18 protein-coding genes are annotated in these 18,027 nt (G+C 69.5%); 9 read left to right on the top strand and 9 right to left on the bottom strand.

Annotated features, from left to right (window positions below; genetic code table 11):
• Position 1 precedes the first annotated feature (1 nt).
• Together ACW14X_RS17820 and ACW14X_RS17825 are read left to right on the top strand one after the other, a co-directional pair.
• Positions 2-595 (top strand): hypothetical protein, encoded by a 594-nt coding sequence (locus ACW14X_RS17820; RefSeq protein ID WP_457162842.1) that lies wholly within the window; start codon positions 2-4, stop codon positions 593-595.
• Positions 595-1,071, top strand: a complete 477-nt coding sequence (locus ACW14X_RS17825; protein ID WP_457162843.1) for a hypothetical protein — start codon at positions 595-597, stop codon at positions 1,069-1,071. Before ACW14X_RS17820 ends, ACW14X_RS17825 begins: the two co-directional genes overlap by 1 nt.
• A 124-nt stretch (positions 1,072-1,195) precedes the next feature.
• Here the strand turns inward: ACW14X_RS17825 and ACW14X_RS17830 are convergent, their stop codons facing one another.
• Both ACW14X_RS17830 and ACW14X_RS17835 read right to left on the bottom strand, forming a co-directional pair.
• Positions 1,196-2,548 carry a glycoside hydrolase domain-containing protein gene (locus ACW14X_RS17830; protein ID WP_350715796.1) on the bottom strand — a complete coding sequence of 451 codons (1,353 nt, stop codon included), beginning with the start codon at positions 2,546-2,548 and terminating at the stop codon, positions 1,196-1,198.
• 61 nt (positions 2,549-2,609) lie between these two features.
• Entirely contained in the window at positions 2,610-3,998 is a 1,389-nt protein-coding gene (locus ACW14X_RS17835; RefSeq protein WP_160026691.1) for a sulfatase-like hydrolase/transferase, read from the bottom strand.
• 206 nt (positions 3,999-4,204) lie between these two features.
• Between ACW14X_RS17835 and ACW14X_RS17840 the strand changes: the two genes are divergently transcribed.
• Complete coding sequence (locus tag ACW14X_RS17840) at positions 4,205-4,828, top strand: hypothetical protein (RefSeq protein WP_160026692.1); 624 nt, start codon at positions 4,205-4,207, stop codon at positions 4,826-4,828.
• A 41-nt stretch (positions 4,829-4,869) separates the two neighbouring features.
• Entirely contained in the window at positions 4,870-7,158 is a 2,289-nt protein-coding gene (gene purL / locus ACW14X_RS17845) for a phosphoribosylformylglycinamidine synthase subunit PurL (RefSeq protein WP_457162844.1), read from the top strand.
• Here purL and ACW14X_RS17850 read toward each other — a convergent pair.
• Positions 7,077-7,826 (bottom strand): DUF2306 domain-containing protein, encoded by a 750-nt coding sequence (locus ACW14X_RS17850; RefSeq protein ID WP_457162845.1) that lies wholly within the window; start codon positions 7,824-7,826, stop codon positions 7,077-7,079. The genes purL and ACW14X_RS17850 overlap by 82 nt on opposite strands.
• 103 nt (positions 7,827-7,929) lie before the next feature.
• Between ACW14X_RS17850 and ACW14X_RS17855 the strand changes: the two genes are divergently transcribed.
• Both ACW14X_RS17855 and ACW14X_RS17860 read left to right on the top strand, forming a co-directional pair.
• A complete protein-coding gene (locus tag ACW14X_RS17855) occupies positions 7,930-8,661 on the top strand; it encodes a TetR/AcrR family transcriptional regulator (RefSeq protein WP_457162846.1) in 732 nt (243 codons plus the stop codon).
• Positions 8,662-8,681: 20 nt separating this feature from the next.
• A complete protein-coding gene (locus tag ACW14X_RS17860; RefSeq protein WP_457162847.1) occupies positions 8,682-9,749 on the top strand; it encodes a CAP domain-containing protein in 1,068 nt (355 codons plus the stop codon).
• A gap of 3 nt (positions 9,750-9,752) precedes the next feature.
• Here the strand turns inward: ACW14X_RS17860 and ACW14X_RS17865 are convergent, their stop codons facing one another.
• From ACW14X_RS17865 to ACW14X_RS17875, 3 genes are read right to left on the bottom strand one after another with little or no spacing between them, the layout of a single operon-like run.
• A complete protein-coding gene (locus tag ACW14X_RS17865) occupies positions 9,753-11,255 on the bottom strand; it encodes a DHA2 family efflux MFS transporter permease subunit (protein WP_160026696.1) in 1,503 nt (500 codons plus the stop codon).
• 54 nt (positions 11,256-11,309) lie between these two features.
• A complete protein-coding gene (locus tag ACW14X_RS17870) occupies positions 11,310-12,116 on the bottom strand; it encodes an ABC transporter permease (RefSeq protein ID WP_457162848.1) in 807 nt (268 codons plus the stop codon).
• Entirely contained in the window at positions 12,113-13,135 is a 1,023-nt protein-coding gene (locus ACW14X_RS17875; RefSeq protein WP_457162849.1) for an ATP-binding cassette domain-containing protein, read from the bottom strand. Before ACW14X_RS17875 ends, ACW14X_RS17870 begins: the two co-directional genes overlap by 4 nt.
• Positions 13,136-13,345: 210 nt before the next feature.
• Between ACW14X_RS17875 and ACW14X_RS17880 the strand changes: the two genes are divergently transcribed.
• Positions 13,346-14,302 (top strand): helix-turn-helix transcriptional regulator, encoded by a 957-nt coding sequence (locus tag ACW14X_RS17880; RefSeq protein ID WP_457162850.1) that lies wholly within the window; start codon positions 13,346-13,348, stop codon positions 14,300-14,302.
• Here ACW14X_RS17880 and ACW14X_RS17885 read toward each other — a convergent pair.
• The 3 genes from ACW14X_RS17885 to ACW14X_RS17895 are packed head-to-tail and all read right to left on the bottom strand — an operon-like array spanning position 14,282 to position 16,366.
• Positions 14,282-14,842, bottom strand: a complete 561-nt coding sequence (locus ACW14X_RS17885) for a GNAT family N-acetyltransferase (RefSeq protein ID WP_457162851.1) — start codon at positions 14,840-14,842, stop codon at positions 14,282-14,284. The two genes, ACW14X_RS17880 and ACW14X_RS17885, sit on opposite strands and share 21 nt — an antisense overlap.
• A gap of 8 nt (positions 14,843-14,850) precedes the next feature.
• Positions 14,851-15,627 (bottom strand): serine hydrolase, encoded by a 777-nt coding sequence (locus tag ACW14X_RS17890; protein ID WP_457162852.1) that lies wholly within the window; start codon positions 15,625-15,627, stop codon positions 14,851-14,853.
• Between the two features lie 10 nt (positions 15,628-15,637).
• On the bottom strand, positions 15,638-16,366 hold the full coding sequence (locus ACW14X_RS17895) for a hypothetical protein (RefSeq protein ID WP_457162853.1): 729 nt from the start codon (positions 16,364-16,366) through the stop codon (positions 15,638-15,640).
• Between the two features lie 63 nt (positions 16,367-16,429).
• Here ACW14X_RS17895 and ACW14X_RS17900 point away from each other — a divergent pair, with 63 nt between their 5' ends.
• The gene (locus ACW14X_RS17900; RefSeq protein WP_457162854.1) at positions 16,430-16,810 is read left to right on the top strand and encodes a sterol carrier family protein; all 381 of its coding nucleotides are present in this window, start codon (positions 16,430-16,432) and stop codon (positions 16,808-16,810) included.
• Between the two features lie 319 nt (positions 16,811-17,129).
• Positions 17,130-17,987 (top strand): hypothetical protein, encoded by an 858-nt coding sequence (locus tag ACW14X_RS17905; protein WP_400466774.1) that lies wholly within the window; start codon positions 17,130-17,132, stop codon positions 17,985-17,987.
• Positions 17,988-18,027 lie beyond the last annotated feature (40 nt).

The raw sequence follows: 18,027 nt of genomic DNA on the forward strand, positions 1-18,027 counted from the left end.
GTTGATGCTCCTGGCATCGCTGCTGGCGGGAGGTCTGGTGATGAGCGGCTGCGCGAAGGTCCCGGAGGGGGAGCGTGAGATCGAGGGGGTGCGCTTCGAGTCCGAGGTCGCCCAGACGGACGGCGCGCTCGAGGTCAGCTATCGGGTGGTCAACGACGCGGACACCGACGTCTACGTGGTCGACTCGGTGCCGACGTACGCCAACGGGGCGCTGCAGCCGGAGTCGGCCGACACCGTCTACGTCCTGGGCAGCGGCGGGAGCCGAGCCGAGGTCAGCAAGCGGATCTTCGCGCTGCCCGACGACAAGAACTTCGCGCAGATGGCGGCGGTCGGTTGGGTCAAGCTCGCGGCGGGCGAGGAGATGAAGCGGAACGTACGCGTGCCGTTGCCGCTCGAGGAGTATCGACCGTTCGACGACGACTCCGTCCCGGAGCTCCCGGACCCGGTCGAGGAGGTCGTCTTCTGCATCGGCGTCCTCGACCTCCGCGATCTCTATCCGGAGGGCGTCCCAGCCGACGTGACCGGTCTCGCCCACTCCGACTCGGCCGCCGAGTCCCAGCAGATCTTCTGCTCCGATCCAGCATCACTGGACTGATGACGCGCGTCGGCGTACTCGTGGTGGCGATGCTGATGTCTCTCAGCGGGTGCGCCGAGGAGTCCCCCTACGGCGAGTTCGGTCCGTCGGGCTCGGCGGCGGCGCCGGAGGCGAGGTTCGATGCCGAGGTGACGGTCCGGGACACCGAGGTGCAGGTGGCCTACCGGTTCGCCAACGACGGCGACGAGCCACTGCTGCTCATCAACCGGCCCGGGGTGGCGGCGGGCGCCGGCGTCCGCTACCGGGAGGACGCGGCGTACGTGACGGAGGACGCCGACGGCGGGGCATTGCTCTCACAGGCGCTGTTCGGCTTTCCGGACACCGACCAGACCTGGGCGTCGATCCCGGACGTCGGGGTCACCGAGGTGGGGCCGGCCGAGGTTGTCGAGGTGGAGGTGACTGCCGTTGACCTGGTTCCATCCGTTCGGGACCGATCTCGGAACCGGGCCGATGTCGATCCCGAGGGACGTCGATGAAGTCAGGTTCTGCCTCGGTGTGGTCACCCCGCCATTCCCCGAGTCGATGACGCCGCGAACCGAGGAGGACGGGACCAGGATCGTCGGCCATGCGAGCGCCAAGCAGCACCTGTACTGCTCGGAGTCAGCGGCCGTGGGCTAGGTCGTACCAGGTCACCTCGGTGGCCATGCCGTTCGCGGTGCGGCCAAGACGCTTCTGGTAGGCGACGAGGGCGACCTGGGTGTTCCAGTCCAGGACGCCGGTGATCTTCGGACGCTCCGGCGCTGAGGTGGCGCTGAGGGCGCGCTGGAGGTCGCGGACGCTCTCGCCGGCGGAGCCGCGCTTGAGGAGCGGGCGGCTGTTGGCGGCCCACAGCGTCTTCCAGGCGCCCTGCGTCCAGGTCTTCCTCACCGTCAGGCCGTGCGAGCGCTGCCAGGCGTTGATCGAGCTCACCAGCCCTCGGTCGTACGTCCCGTCGATGGCGCCACCGAAGTTCCCGCGCTCGCGGAGCATGCACTCGAGCGCCTTGGTGTAGATCGGTGAGGGAGTGTAGGAGCTGGTGCGCGGCCTCAGGGCGGGATAGCTGGTGAAGCTGACCGGCACGCCGCCGCAATGGGTCACCGGCCGTGCGTAGGAGCCCCGGCCGAGGTCGACGAAGTTGGAGTCGATCTCGATGGTGGTGCCGCCGTGGGTCTCCTTGTGCGGGCCGCGGTACTGCTTGACGCGCTTGTGCGGGTTCCAGGGGGTGTCCGGGATGTAGCGGGTCGAGGTGCCGGCGCGGCCGTCCCAGTCGGCGATCCACAGGTCCGCGGGGTAGACGAAGCCGCGCGGCTGGGCGTGCCAGACGGCGTACATCGCCTTGATGCCGGAGGACGCGCTCGAGTACATGCCCGGTCGGTAGCCGAGCGCTTTGATCCGGTGGCTCCAGGCCGAGACGAACCACATCGCCGACTCACGGCAGCGCTTGTTGCCGATGTCGAAGCCCTCGAGGTCGTAGAACATCGTGCTCCCGGCGGCGATGCCGTAGCGCTTGGCGGCGTCCACGGTCGCGTTGGCCTGGTTGATGCCCTGGCGCTTCGCGGTGGCGTACTGGTTGGTCGAGTTGGCGCTGATCCGCGGGTCGTCGCGGTAGCGCGGGAAGTGCGGGTTGCAGGATGCCTGCGGGCCGAGTGTGATCGGGAGCAGCCGCCAACCACGCGCCAGCTGGGTGCGCACCCAGGTCGAGCTGAGGTTGGTCTGGTTGCGGCAGCCGCGCGAGTTCCCGGCGATGTAGATGCCGACCGCGCCGAAGTTCGAGTGCCTCCACCAGCGGTCCATCGCCGTCTGCGAAGGCGCCTGGCACTGGTCGAAGCCATAGCCGGTGAAGTTGCCCGGCGTGACCCGGTTCGCGGCGGCCGCGGGGCTGGGCATTGCCAGCCCCGCGACGCCGACGACGCCCGAGATCAAGCCCGCGCCGAGCGCCCGTCTGACGTACTTGAACCTGGTGAAGTCCCCCATATTTCGTCACGGTAGTCACAACCGTCACTCAGTTACCAGTGGACTCGCCAGGCGTACGTCCTTAGTACGCCAGCAGGGTCTCGTCGATCTTCTCCCAGGCCGCACGGAGCTCCGCCAGATCCTCGGGCCGCTTCCGGGCCAGGTCGGCCTGCTCGCGTACGTCCTCACTCAGGTCGTAGAGGTGGTCGGTGCCGTCGAGCTGCAGGTACTTCAGCGAGCCGCGGCGCAGCGCCCGCTGTCCGCGCATGCGCCAGAAGAGGTCCTGGGTCTCGCGCGGCCGGCCGCCGAAGAGGAGCGGCACCAGGCTGGTGCCGTCCAGCGGATACTCCGGCGACGGCGTGGCGCCGGCGAGCTCCAGGAAGGTCGCGGTCCAGTCGGTCGTGACCGCGGGCTCGTCGCTGACCTGGCGACCGGGCAGGGTGCCGGGCCAGCTGAGGATGGTGGGCACCCGGATGCCGCCCTCGTTGAGGCCCGACTTCGCTCCGGTGAACGGCCACACGTTGGAGAACCGCTCGCCGCCGTTGTCGCTGGCGAAGAAGACGACGGTGTCGCGGAGCTGGCCGGTGCGCTCGAGGGCCCGGATCACCTGGCCGATCGACTGGTCGAGGTCCTCGACCATGGTCTTGTACGTCGCCAGCGAGCCGCCGTCGTTGTGGAAGAGCACGCCCTTCTCGCCGTCCTCGATCCGGGCGGTCAGCTCATCGCTCACCACCTTGTCCTCGGGGCCCTCCCAGGGCCAGTGCGGCGTGGTGAAGTTGAGGTTGAGGAGCCAGGGGGCGTCGTGGTCGCGCTCGATGAAGCTGACGGCCTTCTCGGTGACGATCTCGGTGTAGTAACGAAGGTCCTCGACCTCCACCTCGTCCTCGTAGAGGTCGTGGTCGCCGTTGTGGTTGACCTTCGAGAAGTAGTCGAGGCCGCCGGAGAAGTTGCCGAAGAACTCGTCCCAGCCGACCCTGGTCGGGCTGTACCAGGGCAGATATCCGCAGTGCCACTTGCCGAACAGCGCCGTCCGGTAGCCCTGGTCCTTGAGCAGCGAGGCCAGTGTCGGATGGTCGAGCGGGATGCCGTGCAGCTCGTTGGGCGAGCTGATCGGCTCCGGCAGGCCGCCGGCGAGGCGACCGGGGTAGCGCCCGGTGTAGAGGCCGAAGCGGGTGGGCGAGCAGACCGAGGAGGCGGAGTACGCATCGGTGAACCGCACGCCCGAGGCCGCGAGCCGGTCCAGGTGGGGCGTCTTGATGTCGGGGGAGCCGTAGGCGGACAGATCGGCCCAGCCGAGGTCGTCGCCCAGGATGACCAGGAGGTTGGGCTTGCGCTTGGGCCGGTTGACCTTACGGGCCTTGAACGGAGTCTCGGTGGCTGCGTTGGCAGGGGTGGCGAGGCCGGTGGCGGCGACCGCGCCGGCCCCGGTGGCGAGCAGGCTACGTCGGCTGAACGTGCTGGGGGAGGACACCGAATGGCCTTTCTTTAGTGAATAACTACGAATAGAAGACTAGAGGTTGGTCCAACCTGCGGGCAGAGGTCTCGGTCGGCGGACGCGACGGGACGTTGGTCCCGGTACATATGGGCCCTAACCAAACCCGCCTGGCAGCGTTACCTTGGTAAAGGAATGGATCGCCAAGGGGGTGGGGACCTGTGCGGCAGCGACGACGTGATCGGGTGACGCCGGTCCTCTTCGCGATCACGGTCATGCTCGCGCTGACGGTCGCCGGGATCATCCATGTCGCGCACGGCGGCGAGGTGATCGGGCCGTTCGCGGTCGCCGACCAGGTCAGCTCGACCACCAGGCAGGTCAACACGCCCTATGTCTGCTGGGACGGCAACGGCTCCGGTTCGCTGACCCGGTGCCCGGACCCGCGCGGCGCGGACGGCATGAAGTGGGTCTTCCCCGGCTACGAGGACGCTGCCCGGAGCGCCGAGTGCGCCCCGGGTGAGACCGAGGCGCGTGACCTCTTCGTGGAGTGCTCGATGTCCTGGCGCGGCTCCCAGGTCTACCTCCACTACGCCTATTGGGGCGATTGGCGGACCGGTCAGAGGAAGTACGCCGCCACCGGCTCGACGCCGAGGATCGAGCAGCGCCTCGACGGCGCGATGTCGCTCTCCTGGCGTCCGCGCCGGTTGCCCACCCCGCACGGCGAGGCCTCCTGGGTCACCGCCGAGATGGTGGAGGGTCACGGCTGGAGCGTCGCCGCCTACGCCGGGGACGGCGAGGTGGCTCGGCAGGCGCTCCACGAGTTCGGTCAGATCCGCGACCTGCGGGAGTGGCGCGGGCTGCCCCGCTGACGACTAAGGGGATTGGGCACTTCTGACGTAGATTTCTGCCCGTGACCGAGACTTCGTCCGCTGCCGTTGCGTCCGATCTTCCGCTCCTGGACACCGTGCACCACGCTGCCGGTGACCCCGACCGAGAGCAGCCCTGGGCCGAGCTCGGCCTGAAGGAGGACGAGTACGCCGAGATCAGGCGCATCCTCGGCCGCCGGCCGACCGGCGCCGAGCTGGCGATGTACTCGGTGATGTGGTCGGAGCACTGCTCCTACAAGTCCTCCAAGGTTCACCTGAAGCAGTTCGGCGAGATCCCGCAGGAGACCCCGGCCGGCAAGATGCTCGCCGGCATCGGTGAGAACGCGGGCGTCCTCGACGTTGGCCAGGGATACGCGGTCACCTTCAAGGTCGAGTCCCACAACCACCCCTCCTACGTCGAGCCCCACCAGGGCGCCGCGACCGGTGTCGGCGGCATCGTCCGCGACATCCTCGCGATGGGCGCGCGGCCGGTCGCCGTCATGGACCCGCTCCGCTTCGGACCGCTCTCCGAGGAGGACACCCACCGGGTGCTGCCCGGGATCGTGTCCGGCATCGGTCACTACGGCAACTGCCTCGGTCTGCCCAACATCGGTGGTGAGGCCGTCTTCGACGCCTCCTACCTCGGCAACCCGCTGGTCAACGCGCTCTGCGTCGGCGTACTGCGTCACGAGGACCTCCACCTCGCCAAGGCGTCCGGCGCCGGCAACCTGGTGATCATGTACGGCGCGCGCACCGGTGGCGACGGCATCGGCGGCGCCTCGATCCTCGCGAGCGTCGAGTTCGACGAGGACGGTCCGGCCAAGCGCCCGAGCGTTCAGGTCGGCGACCCGTTCATGGAGAAGCTGCTGATCGAGTGCACCCTCGAGCTCTTCTCCGCCGGCATCGTCCGCGGCATCCAGGACTTCGGTGCGGCCGGCATCTCGTGTGCCACCTCCGAGCTCGCCGCCGCCGGTGACGGCGGCATGCACGTGCACCTCGAGCGGGTGCCGCTGCGCGACTCGACGCTCGCTCCGGAGGAGATCCTGATGAGCGAGTCGCAGGAGCGGATGATGGCGGTCATCGCGCCCGAGGACGAGGCGACCTTCATGGACATCTGCGCCAAGTGGGACGTCGAGGCGGCCGTGATCGGCACCGTGACCGGCGAGGGCCGGCTGCGTGTCGACTGGCACGGCGAGACCATCGTCGACGTCGACCCGACCACCGTGGCCCACGACGGCCCGGTCTACGAGCGCCCCTACGCCCGCCCGTCGTGGCAGGACGCGCTGCAGGCCGACGTGGCCGAGAAGCTCCCGCGTGCGGCCTCGGCCGACGAGCTCCGCTCGACCGTCCTCCAGCTGGTCGCCTCGGAGAACCTGTGCGACAAGTCCTGGATCACCGAGCAGTACGACCGCTACGTGCGCGGCAACACCGTCCTGTCCCAGCCGGCCGACGGCGGCATGATCCGGGTCGACGAGTCGACCAACCTCGGTGTCGCGCTCGCGACCGACGCCAACGGCCGCTTCGCCAAGCTGGACCCGTATGCCGGTGCCCAGCTCGCGCTGTCCGAGTCCTACCGCAACGTGGCCTCCGTCGGCGCCAAGCCGCTGGCCATCTCCGACTGCCTCAACTTCGGCTCCCCGGAGGACCCCGACGTGATGTGGCAGTTCGCCGAGGCCACTCGCGGCCTGAAGGACGCCTGCCTCGAGCTCGGCATCCCGGTCACCGGCGGCAACGTCTCCCTCTACAACCAGACCGGCGAGACCGCCATCCACCCCACGCCGGTCGTCGCGACGCTCGGTGTGATCGAGGACGTCACCACGCGTACGCCTTCGGACTTCCAGGCGGCCGACGAGGTCGTCGTCCTGCTCGGCGAGACCCACGAGGAGCTCTCCGGCTCGGAGTGGGCCCACGTCGTGCACGGCCACCTCGGCGGGCTGCCGCCGAAGGTGAACCTGGCGGCCGAGAAGGCGCTGGCCGAGCTGCTGCTGGAGGCACGGTTCGTCACCTCCGCCCATGACCTCTCCGACGGTGGCCTGATGCAGGCGCTGGCTGAGCCGGCGATGTCGTCGGGGATCGGCGTCTCGGTCACTCTCGCCGGCGACCCGTTCGTCGCGCTCTTCTCGGAGTCGGTCGCCCGCGCGGTCGTCACCGTGAAGGCGTCCGACGTCGAGCGGCTCACCTCGCTCGCCGAGCGCCACGGGGTCGCGGCGACGCAGCTCGGTGTGACGGGTGGCGCGGCGTACTCGATCTCCTACGACGGCGGCAGCGTCGAGATCCCGCTCGAGGAGCTCACCGGCGTCTGGCGCTCGACCCTGCGGGACGCGCTGGCCTGATCGGCGCGTCTCCGGCGCGGCTTGCGGTGGATGATCCACTCGGCGATCAGCAGGTTCACGACCCAGCTGACCCACGCTGAGGCCGCGGCCGCGCTGGCGAGCGTGGCGTCCTCGGTGCCGAGCTCGGCGTTGGTCATGATGTCGGGCACGAAGATCAACATCAGGGCCATGCCCCAGAAACGGTTGGCGATGATCGAGAACGCCATCGCATAGCTGCGGTACATCCACTCACGGTGGTCCTTGAAGCGACGCTGTCGCGCGGCCCGGTAGCCCTGCACGGTGAACAGCAGGAACAGCACGGCCAAGAAGGTGTTGCCGACCTGCTGGGACGGTCCGGCGGCGGGGAACTGGCTGGTGACCAGTGCTCCCACGCCGGTGGGGATCGCGGTGGCGACATAGGTGCGCCCGGTCCAGCGGTGCACCGTCGGATGGTTGGCGCGCAGCCACGGCCACAGCTGGAGTACGCCGCAGCAGAGCATCACCGAGCCGAAGAAGATGTGTGTCACCAGCGCCGGGTAGAAGACCGGCCCGCGGTCGGTCTCGACGAGCGACTGCGACGGATCCAGCCCGACGTACCGCGGCAGCGCCGTCACCAGGAAGATCACCGTCGCGGCGGCCAGCGGGAAGACCCACCACTGGCGTGCCAGAGGTCGTTGCGAAGTGCTCATGAGCCGTCCGATCTAATAGCGTATGTGATTAACAGTTTATAGAGTACGCAGAAGCGAGAGGCGGTCAACCCGTTTCTGGAAGGAGCAGGGCATGATGGAGGGGATGAGTTCCGACCTGATCCCTCGTCTGTGGGGCAAGTCCCCGACCGGCCGACGCGGCCCCAAGCCGGCGCTGAGCGTTGCCCAGATCGTCGAGGCCGCCTACGTCATCGCTGATGAGCAGGGCCTCGCCGCTGTCTCGATGGCGCGGGTCGCCGAGGCGCTGGGCTGCTCCCCGATGGCGCTGTATCGGCACGTGAAGAACAAGGACGAGCTGCTCATCCTGCTCGCCGACCGTCTCTGTGCGGAACTGCTGGCGCCGTCGCGCGACCTGGGCTGGCGCGATGGTCTGGCAGCCTGGATGCGCGCGCAGGTCGACCTGTCGGTGAGTCGGCCGTGGTTCCTCGATCTGCCTCTCGTCGGCACGCTTCCCGGGCCGAACCGCCTCGCCTGGATCGATCTCGGGTTCTACTACCTCCGAGAGGTGACGCTGCCCCCCGAGGAGAAGATGGCGATTCTGGGCATCATCTCGCAGTACGCCTTGGGTGAGGCGAGGATCGAGATCGAGGCCGCCCGGTTCCCGGAGAACCCCTATGCGAGGTTCGAGGAGATGCTCGTGACGTACGCGGATCCGGAACGTTTCCCGAACCTGATGGAGTCGATGGCCACCTGGCGGCCTGCTGGGCCGGGCGAGGAGTCCGACTCCGATGACCCGTCGGCCTTCGGGCAGGGCCTGCTGATGGCGGGGATCGCGGCCCACATCGAGCGTCACATGGGGCGCAGCACTCCCAAGTAAAGGTAGATACCCTGGCGGGGATGTTCCCCCACCTGCATCGCCCCGTGTCCTATGTCCTCGCTCTGCTGTTGGCTGCTGCCGCGCTGCTCGTCAGCGCCGGTCCGGCGTCCGCGGGGGAGGGTGGGACGATCAAGCGGCTGGCGAACTCGGCTCGTTCTGACGCGGGCCTGGACCCGCTGACACGCGACTCCGCGCTCGACGCTCTGGCGCGGAAGTGGGCCTACAAGATCGGCGCCGACGGGGCGCTCTCGCACAACCCCGACCTCGCCGAGCAGGTGCCGGAGGGGTGGCAGGGGATCGGGGAGAACGTCGCCATGGGCTACCGCACCGGCGCGGAGATGCACCGGGGCTGGATGAACTCCGACGGGCACCGGGCCAACATCCTGGGCGACTACACCCACATCGGGATCGCCTTCGTGGAGGTCGACGGCACCACCTGGGGCGTCCAGGTCTTCGCGAAGTATCCGGCGGGCGTGCGGCCGACCGAGAAACCGAAGGCCACCACCGCCCCGGCGCCGACCACCCCAGCGGAGACCAAGGCCCCGACTCCTCGGCAGACCGCGAAGCCCAAGAAGTCGGCGACGGCTTCCCCGACCCCGTCGCGTACGCCCTCCGCGTCCGTCTCCGCATCGCCGTCGACGTCGCCCTCGGCCTCACCGTCTGAGTCGGATTCTTCCTCGGCCGCGCCCGTGGGCGACTCGGAGACGGCGGGCCCGGTCACGTTCACCGACGTCTCGGACGGACCTGCTCCTGGCTCGAGCGGGCTGTTCGGGATCGGCTTTGTCGAGATCGCCGTCGGCTTGCTCGCGCTGTCGGGTCTGGGTCTGCTCACCGCCCTGCTCCTGGCCCGGCGCCGGCGCCGCGAACCGCCCCGGCCTGGCCCGCAGGGCCCTCGGCACGCCCGGCCCGTCGGGCCATACCCCGGTGGCGGCCCGGTCTATCGGGGCCAGGTCCACCCCGCTGGGCCCGGCCCCGGTCACGCCAGCCCGGGCCGCCCCAACCCGGGTTACCCGAACCCTGGTCTCCCCAACCCTCGCCCCAACCCGGGCGGCCCGACGCAGTATCCCGGCGACCGCCGCCCCTGGTAGGACCTAGTCGGCGACCGCCGCGGCGACGGGCCGCGGGCTGTCGGTCGAGACGCTCCGAGCCGACGGCGTACGCCGGAAGACGACGAACGCGACCACGCCCGAGATCGCCATCATCGTGACCGGCAGCCAGAACGCGACCTGCAGGGCCTCGGCGGCCAGCGGCGCGACGGCTGCCCGCTCGGCGGGAGCGAGGGAGCTGAGCGCTCCGATGCCATCGCTGCCCAGGCCGGGGAGGCGGGATGAGAGGGCGCCGGCCAGGAGCACCGAGACGCCGGCGGTGCACAAGGCGGTGGCGACCTGGTTCAGCACGTTGATCATCGTGGAGCCGGCCGGAATGGCGCTGTCCTCGAGGTAGCGGGTGGCGATGGTCATGGTCGGCAGCATCACGAAACCGGCGCCCGCGGTCGCGATGGCGTGGGTCGCGGCCAGGGCCAGCATCGGCGCGTCCGCGCTCAGCTGGAGCGCGAGGGCGCCGAAGCCCAGGGTGGAGATCACGATGCCCGAGCCGATCACCGGCAGCGGCGGGAAGCGGTCGATGAGCCGGCCGGAGACCTGGATCATGATCCCGGCCGCGATGCCGGCAGGAGCCATCAGCAGTCCCGCGGTGGTCGCGGACTCGCCGCGTACGACCTGCCAGTAGAGCGGCACCAGGATCATCGAGCCGAAGTAGCCACCGGCGAAGCAGACCAGCAGCGCGGCGCTGCCGCCGGTCAGGCGCCGGCCGAGGAGCCGGATGTCGAGCAGAGGAGCGGCGGTTCGGAGCGCGTGCCGGACGAAGAGCGCCACCAGGACGATCCCGGCCCCGATCGGGACCAGCACCTGCGCCTCGAACAGCGTGCCCTCGGCGAACGAGGTGCCCAGCACGAGGAGAGCCATCGCGGGAGGAAGCAGGAGCAGGCCGCGTACGTCCAGCCGGGCGCTCGGACCGCGCTCCAGGCGCGGCAGGTTGCGCATCCCGAGGACAAGACCGATCAGGCCCAGCGGCAGGTTGATCAGGAACATCCACCGCCACGACATCGTGTCGAGCAGCCAGCCGCCGAGCACCGGTCCGAAGACGGGACCGACCAGCACCGGCAGGCCCATCAGGGCCATCAGCCGGCCGCGCTCCTCCGGCGGTGCCGAGCGCAGCGTCAGGGTCATCGCGGCCGGCATCACGAATCCGCCGCCGAGCCCCTGCAGCACCCGGAACGCGATCAGCGACTCGACGTTCCACGACGCCGCGACCAGGCCGGATCCGATCGTGAAGACGCCGATCGCGGTCAGGAACACCTGGCGGGCGCCGAACCGGCTGATCGCCCAGGCCGCGGCCGGGATGACCGTTGCCAGGGCGAGCGTGTAGCCGGTGGCGACCCATTGGATCACCGGCAGCGAAGCGCCCGTCTCTTGGGAGAGACGGGCGATCGCGACCGCGACGATCGTGATGTCGATCGGGATCATCACCGTGCCGGCGATGACGGTGAGCACGATCGTTGTCGGGCTCGGGGCCGTGCGGAGTCGGGGTGTCATGCGTCCAGTCTGGAAGCTAAAGTGAACTTGAGGTCAAGGGGTTTCGGCCCGACGTCAGCTCGACCTCTCCATGGTCCGTACGCCGACAAGCACCCCGCCCACCGCGACGGCAGCGGCCGCGACGAAGCCGCCGATGACGACATCGGCCGGGAACTGACCGGCGAAGAGCGCCCGCTCGGCCTCCACGACGTACGTCATCGGGTTGATGTCGCTGAGGAACCGCAGCCAGCCGGGGGCGCCGTCGAGGGGGAGGAGGACGCCGGAGAGGAGCAGCAGCGGGAAGATCAGCATCTGCTGGACCGTCCAGAAGACCCAGTCCTGCTCCTTCGCGGCGGTGGCCAGGGCGAAGCTGAGCGCACCCAGTCCGATCGCGAAGAGCGAGACGATGACGGCTCCGACCAGGACCCCGCCGAGGTGGAGGTCGAAGCTGAAGGGGGTTACTACGGCGAGGATCACGGCCGTCTGGAACAGGACCGGCACGACCTCCTTCAGGGCCCGTCCGACCAGCAGGGACGGCCGGGAGAGGGGCGAGACGAGCAGCCGCTCGTGGGAGCCGGAGCGGATCTCGGCGGTCAGGTCGGCGCCGGTCATCGAGGCGCCCATCAGTGCGGTCATGACGACGATGCCCGGCACGAACCACTGCAGTGCGCTGCCGCTCTCGACGGCGGGCAGGAGTGGCGCGAAGAGACCCAGGAAGACCAGCGGCTGCATCATCGCGAAGAGCATCGAGGCGGGCTGGCGCAGCTTGGGCGTGAGCTCGCGGAGCAGCACGGTCCAGGTGTCGGTGAGGAAGCCGGTCGGGCGGCTCGGCACTCGGGTGGTGGTCCGGACCTGTGTGTTCGGGACGGTGAGGGTGGTCATGCTGCTGCTCCTTCGGTCTGGGTGGTGGTGGACTCGGTGGACTCGGCCGACTCGCGCAGGCTGCGGCCGGTCAGGTCGAGGAAGACGTCGTCGAGGGTGGGGGCGTGGACCTCCATCCGGATCGCGGGGGTGCCGTGGGCGGCCAGGTCGATCGCCAGGGCCGGCGCACTGTCGGCGCCGCGCGGAGTGCGGATCGAGACCTGCGTCCCGGTGCGCTCGATGACGGTCGGACCGGACAGCGCCGACTCGGCGCGGGCTGCGGCGGTGGTGGCATCCGCCTCGGTGCCGAAGCCGAGGAGCACCAGGTCGCCGAGCCTCTCCTTGAGCCGGGTGGCGGTGTCGTCGGCGATCACGAGGCCGTGGTCGATGACGATCACCCGTCCGGCGAGCGCGTCGGCCTCCTCGAGGTAGTGGGTGGTGAGCACGATCGTGGTGCCGTCCTCGTGGAGCCGGCGGATCTGCTCCTGCAGGTTGGCGCGGTTCTGCGGGTCGAGGCCGGTCGACGGCTCGTCCAGGAACAGCACCTCGGGGTGGTTGAGCAGCCCGATCGCGATGTCGAGCCGCCGCCGCTGGCCGCCGCTGAGCGTCTGGACCGCGCGGTCGGCGTACTCCTGGAGGTCGAAGGCCACGAGCAGCTCCTCGATGCGCGCCTTCGCGGCGGCGCGCGGGATGCCGTGGGCGCGAGCCTGCGACATCAGCTCGTCGCGGCCGCGCTGGATGAACGCGGCGGCGTTGCCCTGGCCGACGTAGCCGATCGAGCGCCGGACGGCGCCGCGCGAGCGGACGACGTCGTGGCCGGCGACCTCGGCGGTGCCGGAGGTGGGCGGGATGAGAGTGGTCAGCATCCGCAAGGTGGTCGACTTGCCGGCTCCGTTGGGACCGAGGAAGGCGACGAGCTCACCTTGGTGGATCTCGAGATCGAGCCCGCGTACGGCCTCGACGGTCTTCTTGCTTCGGGTGAAGTGCCTGGTCAGCGCCTGAGTGCGGATCACCGGCCGCTGGTTGCTGTGGTTCGTCATGTCTTCAGCCTCTGACCTCATCCGGTCACCTTCTGTCCGCTTTCGAAAATTTCTTCCGAGTTCCGGTTTAGAAGCTCGGCGAATGGGTAAGAGAGAGGTAGCGCGGAGTCGGTCGGCTCGAGGAGGGGGCGAGCCGACCGACACGCGGGTTCCAGGTTTCCCCAGGAATCAGGCCATGAACTGACCGCAATGGCACCTAAGGTCGGTGTCATGAGTACGAGCGCCCGCATGCTGCAGCTCCTCTCGCTGCTGCAGACCCACCGTTTCTGGCCAGGCACGGAGCTGTCCGTACGCCTCGAGGTCAGCGACCGTACGCTGCGGCGCGACATCGAGCGACTGCGCGATCTCGGGTATGACGTGGACGCCACCCGCGGGGTGGCCGGCGGCTACCAGCTCCGGGCCGGCAACGCGCTGCCGCCGTTGCTCCTCGACGACGAGGAGGCGGTCGCGATCGCCGTCGGGCTGCGCACCGCGGCCGCGGGCATGGTCGCGGGGATGGGGGACGTCTCCGCCCAGGCGCTGGGGAAGGTCGTCGCGCTGATGCCGCCGCGGCTGCGGCGGCGGATGGATGCGGTCACCTCGCAGACCGACTCCATCCCCTGGGGCGGCCGGGTGCCGCTGGACGCCGGCGTGCTCGGCATCCTGGCGCAGGCCTGCCGCGACGACGAGGCGCTCACCTTCACCTATCAGGCGCCCGAGGCCGAGCCGACCCGGCGCCGCGTCGAACCGCACCGGCTGGTGACGCTCGGCAACCGCTGGTATCTCCTCGCCTACGACCGGGTACGCCAGGACTGGCGCTCCTTCCGCGTCGACCGGGTCAGCGACCCGATGACCACCGGCCAGATGTTCCGCCCTCGCGAGATCCCGGGTGGGGACGCGGCGGCGTACGTGCAGGCGGGGATCCGCTCCCGCCCGGCGGCCTTCGACGTCTGCGTCCTCTTGGGCGTCGAGCCCGACGTGGTCGCGCGGCGGGTGGGGCGCTGGGGCGAGGTCGAGCCCGCCGAGGGAGGCTGCCGACTGCGGATGCAGGTCGACGATCTGAGCTGGCCGATGATGATCCTCGCCGGCGTCGACGCGGACTTCACCGTCGAGCAGCCGGTCGAGCTGGCCGAGCTGGTCAAGCAGGTGGGGGAGCGGTTCGTCCGCTCAGGCGCCGTCACGTCCTGATCGGTTCAGCCACTCCTCGCGCAGGAGCCCGTAGACCACCAGGTCCCGGCGCTCGCCCGGATAGGCCTGCGCGCCGCGCATGGTGCCCTCGTGGGTGAAGCCGAGACGCTCGGCGACCGCACGGCTGCGCTTGTTCATCACCGAGGTGTCGATGATCGCCCGGGCGATGTCGTACTCGTTGAAGAGGGTGTCCAGCAGCGCCGAGACGGCCCGGGTGATCAGCCCGCGGCCCTCGTACGCCTCGCCCAGCCAGTAGCCGATCGTGGCCGACTTCTCGTAGAGGTTGATCCGCGCGGTCGTGGCCCCGGCGACCTCCCCGTCCTGGCGGATGACGCACGGGATCGCCTCGCCCTTGACCCACTGGGTCAGCAGGTAGGTGCCGAAGGACGACACGCTGATCATGCTCTGGTCCGCGTGCGCCCACGGCTCCCACTCCCGGAGGTGGTCGAGGTTGGCGTTGATGAGCCGGTGGACGGCGAAGTCGGTCGATCGGTCACGCAGGACCATCTCCGCGCCGTTCCCGAGGTCGATGCTGAACAACTGATCTCCTACCGTGCCGGACCGTGGCCTGGAGCGTAGCCGCCCTGCAACGCATCCAGGATCAGCGTGCCGTACGCCCGCATCTGAGCCAGCACCGGGACGACCTCACCCCGGAAACGGCAGATGACCGCGTACGCCGCCTGTCGGCCACCGACGTCGAGCAGCCCGACCTCGGCGCGGACACCGTCGTCGGTGCCGGTCTTGCTCCACACCCGCAGGTTCTGCTCCGGATCGGTGTGGGCCAGCGGGTCCAGGCCGAAGGCGGCGGAGACCATCGACAGGTCCGCGGACGGCGCCAGCCAGGACATGACGGTCGGGTGTGGCGTACGGAAGTAGGCGACCCAGTCTGCGGCGCAGCCGACGGAGAGCATCGGCGGGTCCTCGGGCCTGCGTACGTCCCGGACCGAGTCGTGCAGCATCGACCCGCCCGCGGCCAGCCGCCGGGCGACGGCCTGGACCGGAGCCAGGCCGACGTGGTCGAGGAGCACGTTGGTGGCCAGGTTGTCCGAGACCGCGCCGACCAGCCGGGCGCAGTCGTTCATGGTCAGCGCGGGAACGTCGAGGTGCTGCCACAGGCCGCTGTCTGCGACCGGCGCGACGCTGTCCTTGCGCAGCATCAGCTCTCCCAGCGACCGGTCCTCGTCGAGCAGCTCGGCGAGGTGGTGCAGCAGGAAGATCTTGGCGACGCTGGCGGTCGGCAGCAGCAGGTCCGGAGCGGACTCGACCAGGGTCTCACCGGAGCCGGTGTCGACCGCGAGGATCGACCATTCCGTCCGTGAACTCATGCAACGGAGCCTAAACAGCCGGGGATGACTGCTCCTCGCGCAGCTCGCCGACGACCTGGATCTTCTGCCAGATCTTGCGCGAGAGATCGACGGTGAGGCCCTCGACGGTGCTGACCGTGTCCAGGACGACGTTGTCCTGGGAGTCCTCGGCGCACAGTGCGGCCGTCTTGCCGACGAGGCTGAGCAGCTCGGAGCAGTACTCCAGGTAGTGGATCAGCTGGTCGGCGTCGAGGGTGAACTTGACGCTGGCCGAGGTCTCCTTGAACCCCGTACGCAGCCGCTCGGGGTCCTTGGTGAGCTGGTGCATGTCGATGATGTGGGCCAGCGAACGCAGCCGGTGCAGCAGTTTCAGCGCCCGTGACCGCAGCAGCCGCTCCGGGATCGTGTAGAGGAAGAAGATCGCGACCGCGGCGAAGATCAGGTCGTTGACGGTGCTCTCCATCAGCGGCAGCCACTGGACGCCGGTGAGTGTCTCGTCGCCGAACGCCGTCGCCAGGCCCCAGATGATGGCAGCCAGCGTCAGCGCGAGGACGGCCACGATCAGCACGCGGGAGGCCGCGCGCGTCCACACCAGCCGTTGCCGGAGCCGGTCCCCGGCGCCGGAGGACTCCCTGATCAGGCCGGCCAGCTCCTCGGCGACCTTCACCAGGCCCCGGTCGGGGAAGCGTGCCGCGATCCGTCCGTGCAGCGTCTCGACGGTCTTCAGCACCATCTCCGACTCGAGTCTCTCCAGTCCCACGTCACCGGAGCGTAGTGGTCGCGCGCCGCCACGGTGGGCAACTGCCGCAGATAGGGTGAGAACGTGCCAGCTCGACTCAAGCCCGCGGCCGCCGCCGACGTGGCCGACGCCCTGGATCGCGTACGCGCCGAGGAGCCCGCCAAGGCAGATCTCCGCCTCCTCACCAAGCACTTCCTCGCCCTGCTCGAGGAGCGTGCGCCGGGCAGGAGCGTCGAGGTGCGCGTCCCTCCGTACGCCGCGGTGCAGTGCGTCGAAGGGGTCCGGCACACCCGCGGCACTCCGCCGGCGGTGATCGAGACCGACGCGGTCACCTGGATCGCCCTCGCCACCGGCGCGATCACCTGGTCCGATGCCGTCGATCAGGCCCGGGTCAGGGCCTCAGGAGAACGCACTGACCTGTCGCCGTACCTGCCGTTGGGCGGCGACGTTGGGGTAGTCCGGTAGCGAACTGCCCAAATACTCGCGAGTAATAGGCAGTTCGCTCCCGGACTACCCGGACGATCACCGTTATCCACAGGCCCGGGGATAAGTCAGTGAGCATTTCGGGGACGGCGTTCATGCTGAGGCCATGATGAAGCGTGCGGAGCATTTCAGGCCACGGCCATGGTCGGACGAACGACCCCAGGTGGTGATGCCGGTGGCTCTCGATCAAACCGGGCGCACGGGGCCGACCACGAGACAGGCACGTGGTCGCAGGTGGCGGCGGGTCTGGCGGGGGCAATACGTTCCGGCGAGCGTCGATCCGGATGACGTACAACAACGTGTGCTGGAGGCAGCGGTGCTGCTGCCCAACACGGGAGCCGTGACCGGATGGGCAGCGTACGCGTGGGCCGGTGCGAAGTGGTTCGCCGGGATGGGCGAGGGGCGAGCGGTGACGTTGTCGACGTACGGTCACAAGATCGTCCCGCAGCCCGGTGTAGAGATCTCGGCCGAACGGATGCCACCCCAGGAGCGCTGCTGGGTGGACGGGATCCCCGTTACGAGCCCGGCGAGATCGATCGTCTTCGAGATGCGGTATGCGCCGGACGTACGCGAGGCGGTCCGATGGCTTGATCTGGCATTGGCGAGCGACCATGTCAGTCGGGTGGAAGCGGCGGCGTACGTCTCGACCTTGAACGGATGGACCGGCGTCCAGCTCGCCCGGGATGCGATCGTCCTCTCGGACGAGAACGTCTGGTCGCCGACCGAAGTCGACCTGCGGCTCTGCTGGCGGCTCGACCTCCAGCTCGAGAACATCGTCTGCAACCGTCCGGTGTTCGACCTTGACGGTCGGCACATCGGTACGCCTGACGTCCTCGATCTCGAGGCCGGCGTCGTCGGAGAGTACGACGGAAAGGTCCATCTACAAGGAAAGCAGCGCGCCAGCGACATCCAGAGAGAAGGTCGCTACCGTGCATCCGGCCTCGAGTACGTGACCATGGTCTCCCGAGATCGCTTCGAGCGGAGCGGGTTCCTTCGCCGGACGTTGGAAGCGAGGTCCAGGGCCCGCCGACTCCCGGTGGCCGACCGCAGTTGGACGATCGACCTGCCTCGATGGTGGGTCCCCACCCACACCGTCGAACAGCGCCGCGCCTTGAGCGCCGCAGAAAGAGAGCGATTCCTTGGGAGTCGCGCCGCGTAATCGTCGATCGTCGGGGTAGTCCGGGAGCGAACTGCCCAAA

Source organism: Nocardioides sp. YJ-D4, assembly GCF_054031495.1.

What these genes read in the sequence shown, in the direction of transcription:
- ACW14X_RS17860 (WP_457162847.1), top strand. Translation starts at nt 8,682, where the DNA reads ATGTTCCCCCACCTGCATCGCCCCGTGTCCTATGTCCTCGCTCTGCTG.
- ACW14X_RS17890 (WP_457162852.1), bottom strand. Translation starts at nt 15,627, where the DNA reads ATGAGTTCACGGACGGAATGGTCGATCCTCGCGGTCGACACCGGCTCC.
- ACW14X_RS17880 (WP_457162850.1), top strand. Translation starts at nt 13,346, where the DNA reads ATGAGTACGAGCGCCCGCATGCTGCAGCTCCTCTCGCTGCTGCAGACC.
- ACW14X_RS17855 (WP_457162846.1), top strand. Translation starts at nt 7,930, where the DNA reads ATGAGTTCCGACCTGATCCCTCGTCTGTGGGGCAAGTCCCCGACCGGC.
- ACW14X_RS17875 (WP_457162849.1), bottom strand. Translation starts at nt 13,135, where the DNA reads ATGACGAACCACAGCAACCAGCGGCCGGTGATCCGCACTCAGGCGCTG.
- ACW14X_RS17865 (WP_160026696.1), bottom strand. Translation starts at nt 11,255, where the DNA reads ATGACACCCCGACTCCGCACGGCCCCGAGCCCGACAACGATCGTGCTC.
- ACW14X_RS17825 (WP_457162843.1), top strand. Translation starts at nt 595, where the DNA reads ATGACGCGCGTCGGCGTACTCGTGGTGGCGATGCTGATGTCTCTCAGC.
- ACW14X_RS17870 (WP_457162848.1), bottom strand. Translation starts at nt 12,116, where the DNA reads ATGACCACCCTCACCGTCCCGAACACACAGGTCCGGACCACCACCCGA.
- ACW14X_RS17830 (WP_350715796.1), bottom strand. Translation starts at nt 2,548, where the DNA reads ATGGGGGACTTCACCAGGTTCAAGTACGTCAGACGGGCGCTCGGCGCG.
- ACW14X_RS17850 (WP_457162845.1), bottom strand. Translation starts at nt 7,826, where the DNA reads ATGAGCACTTCGCAACGACCTCTGGCACGCCAGTGGTGGGTCTTCCCG.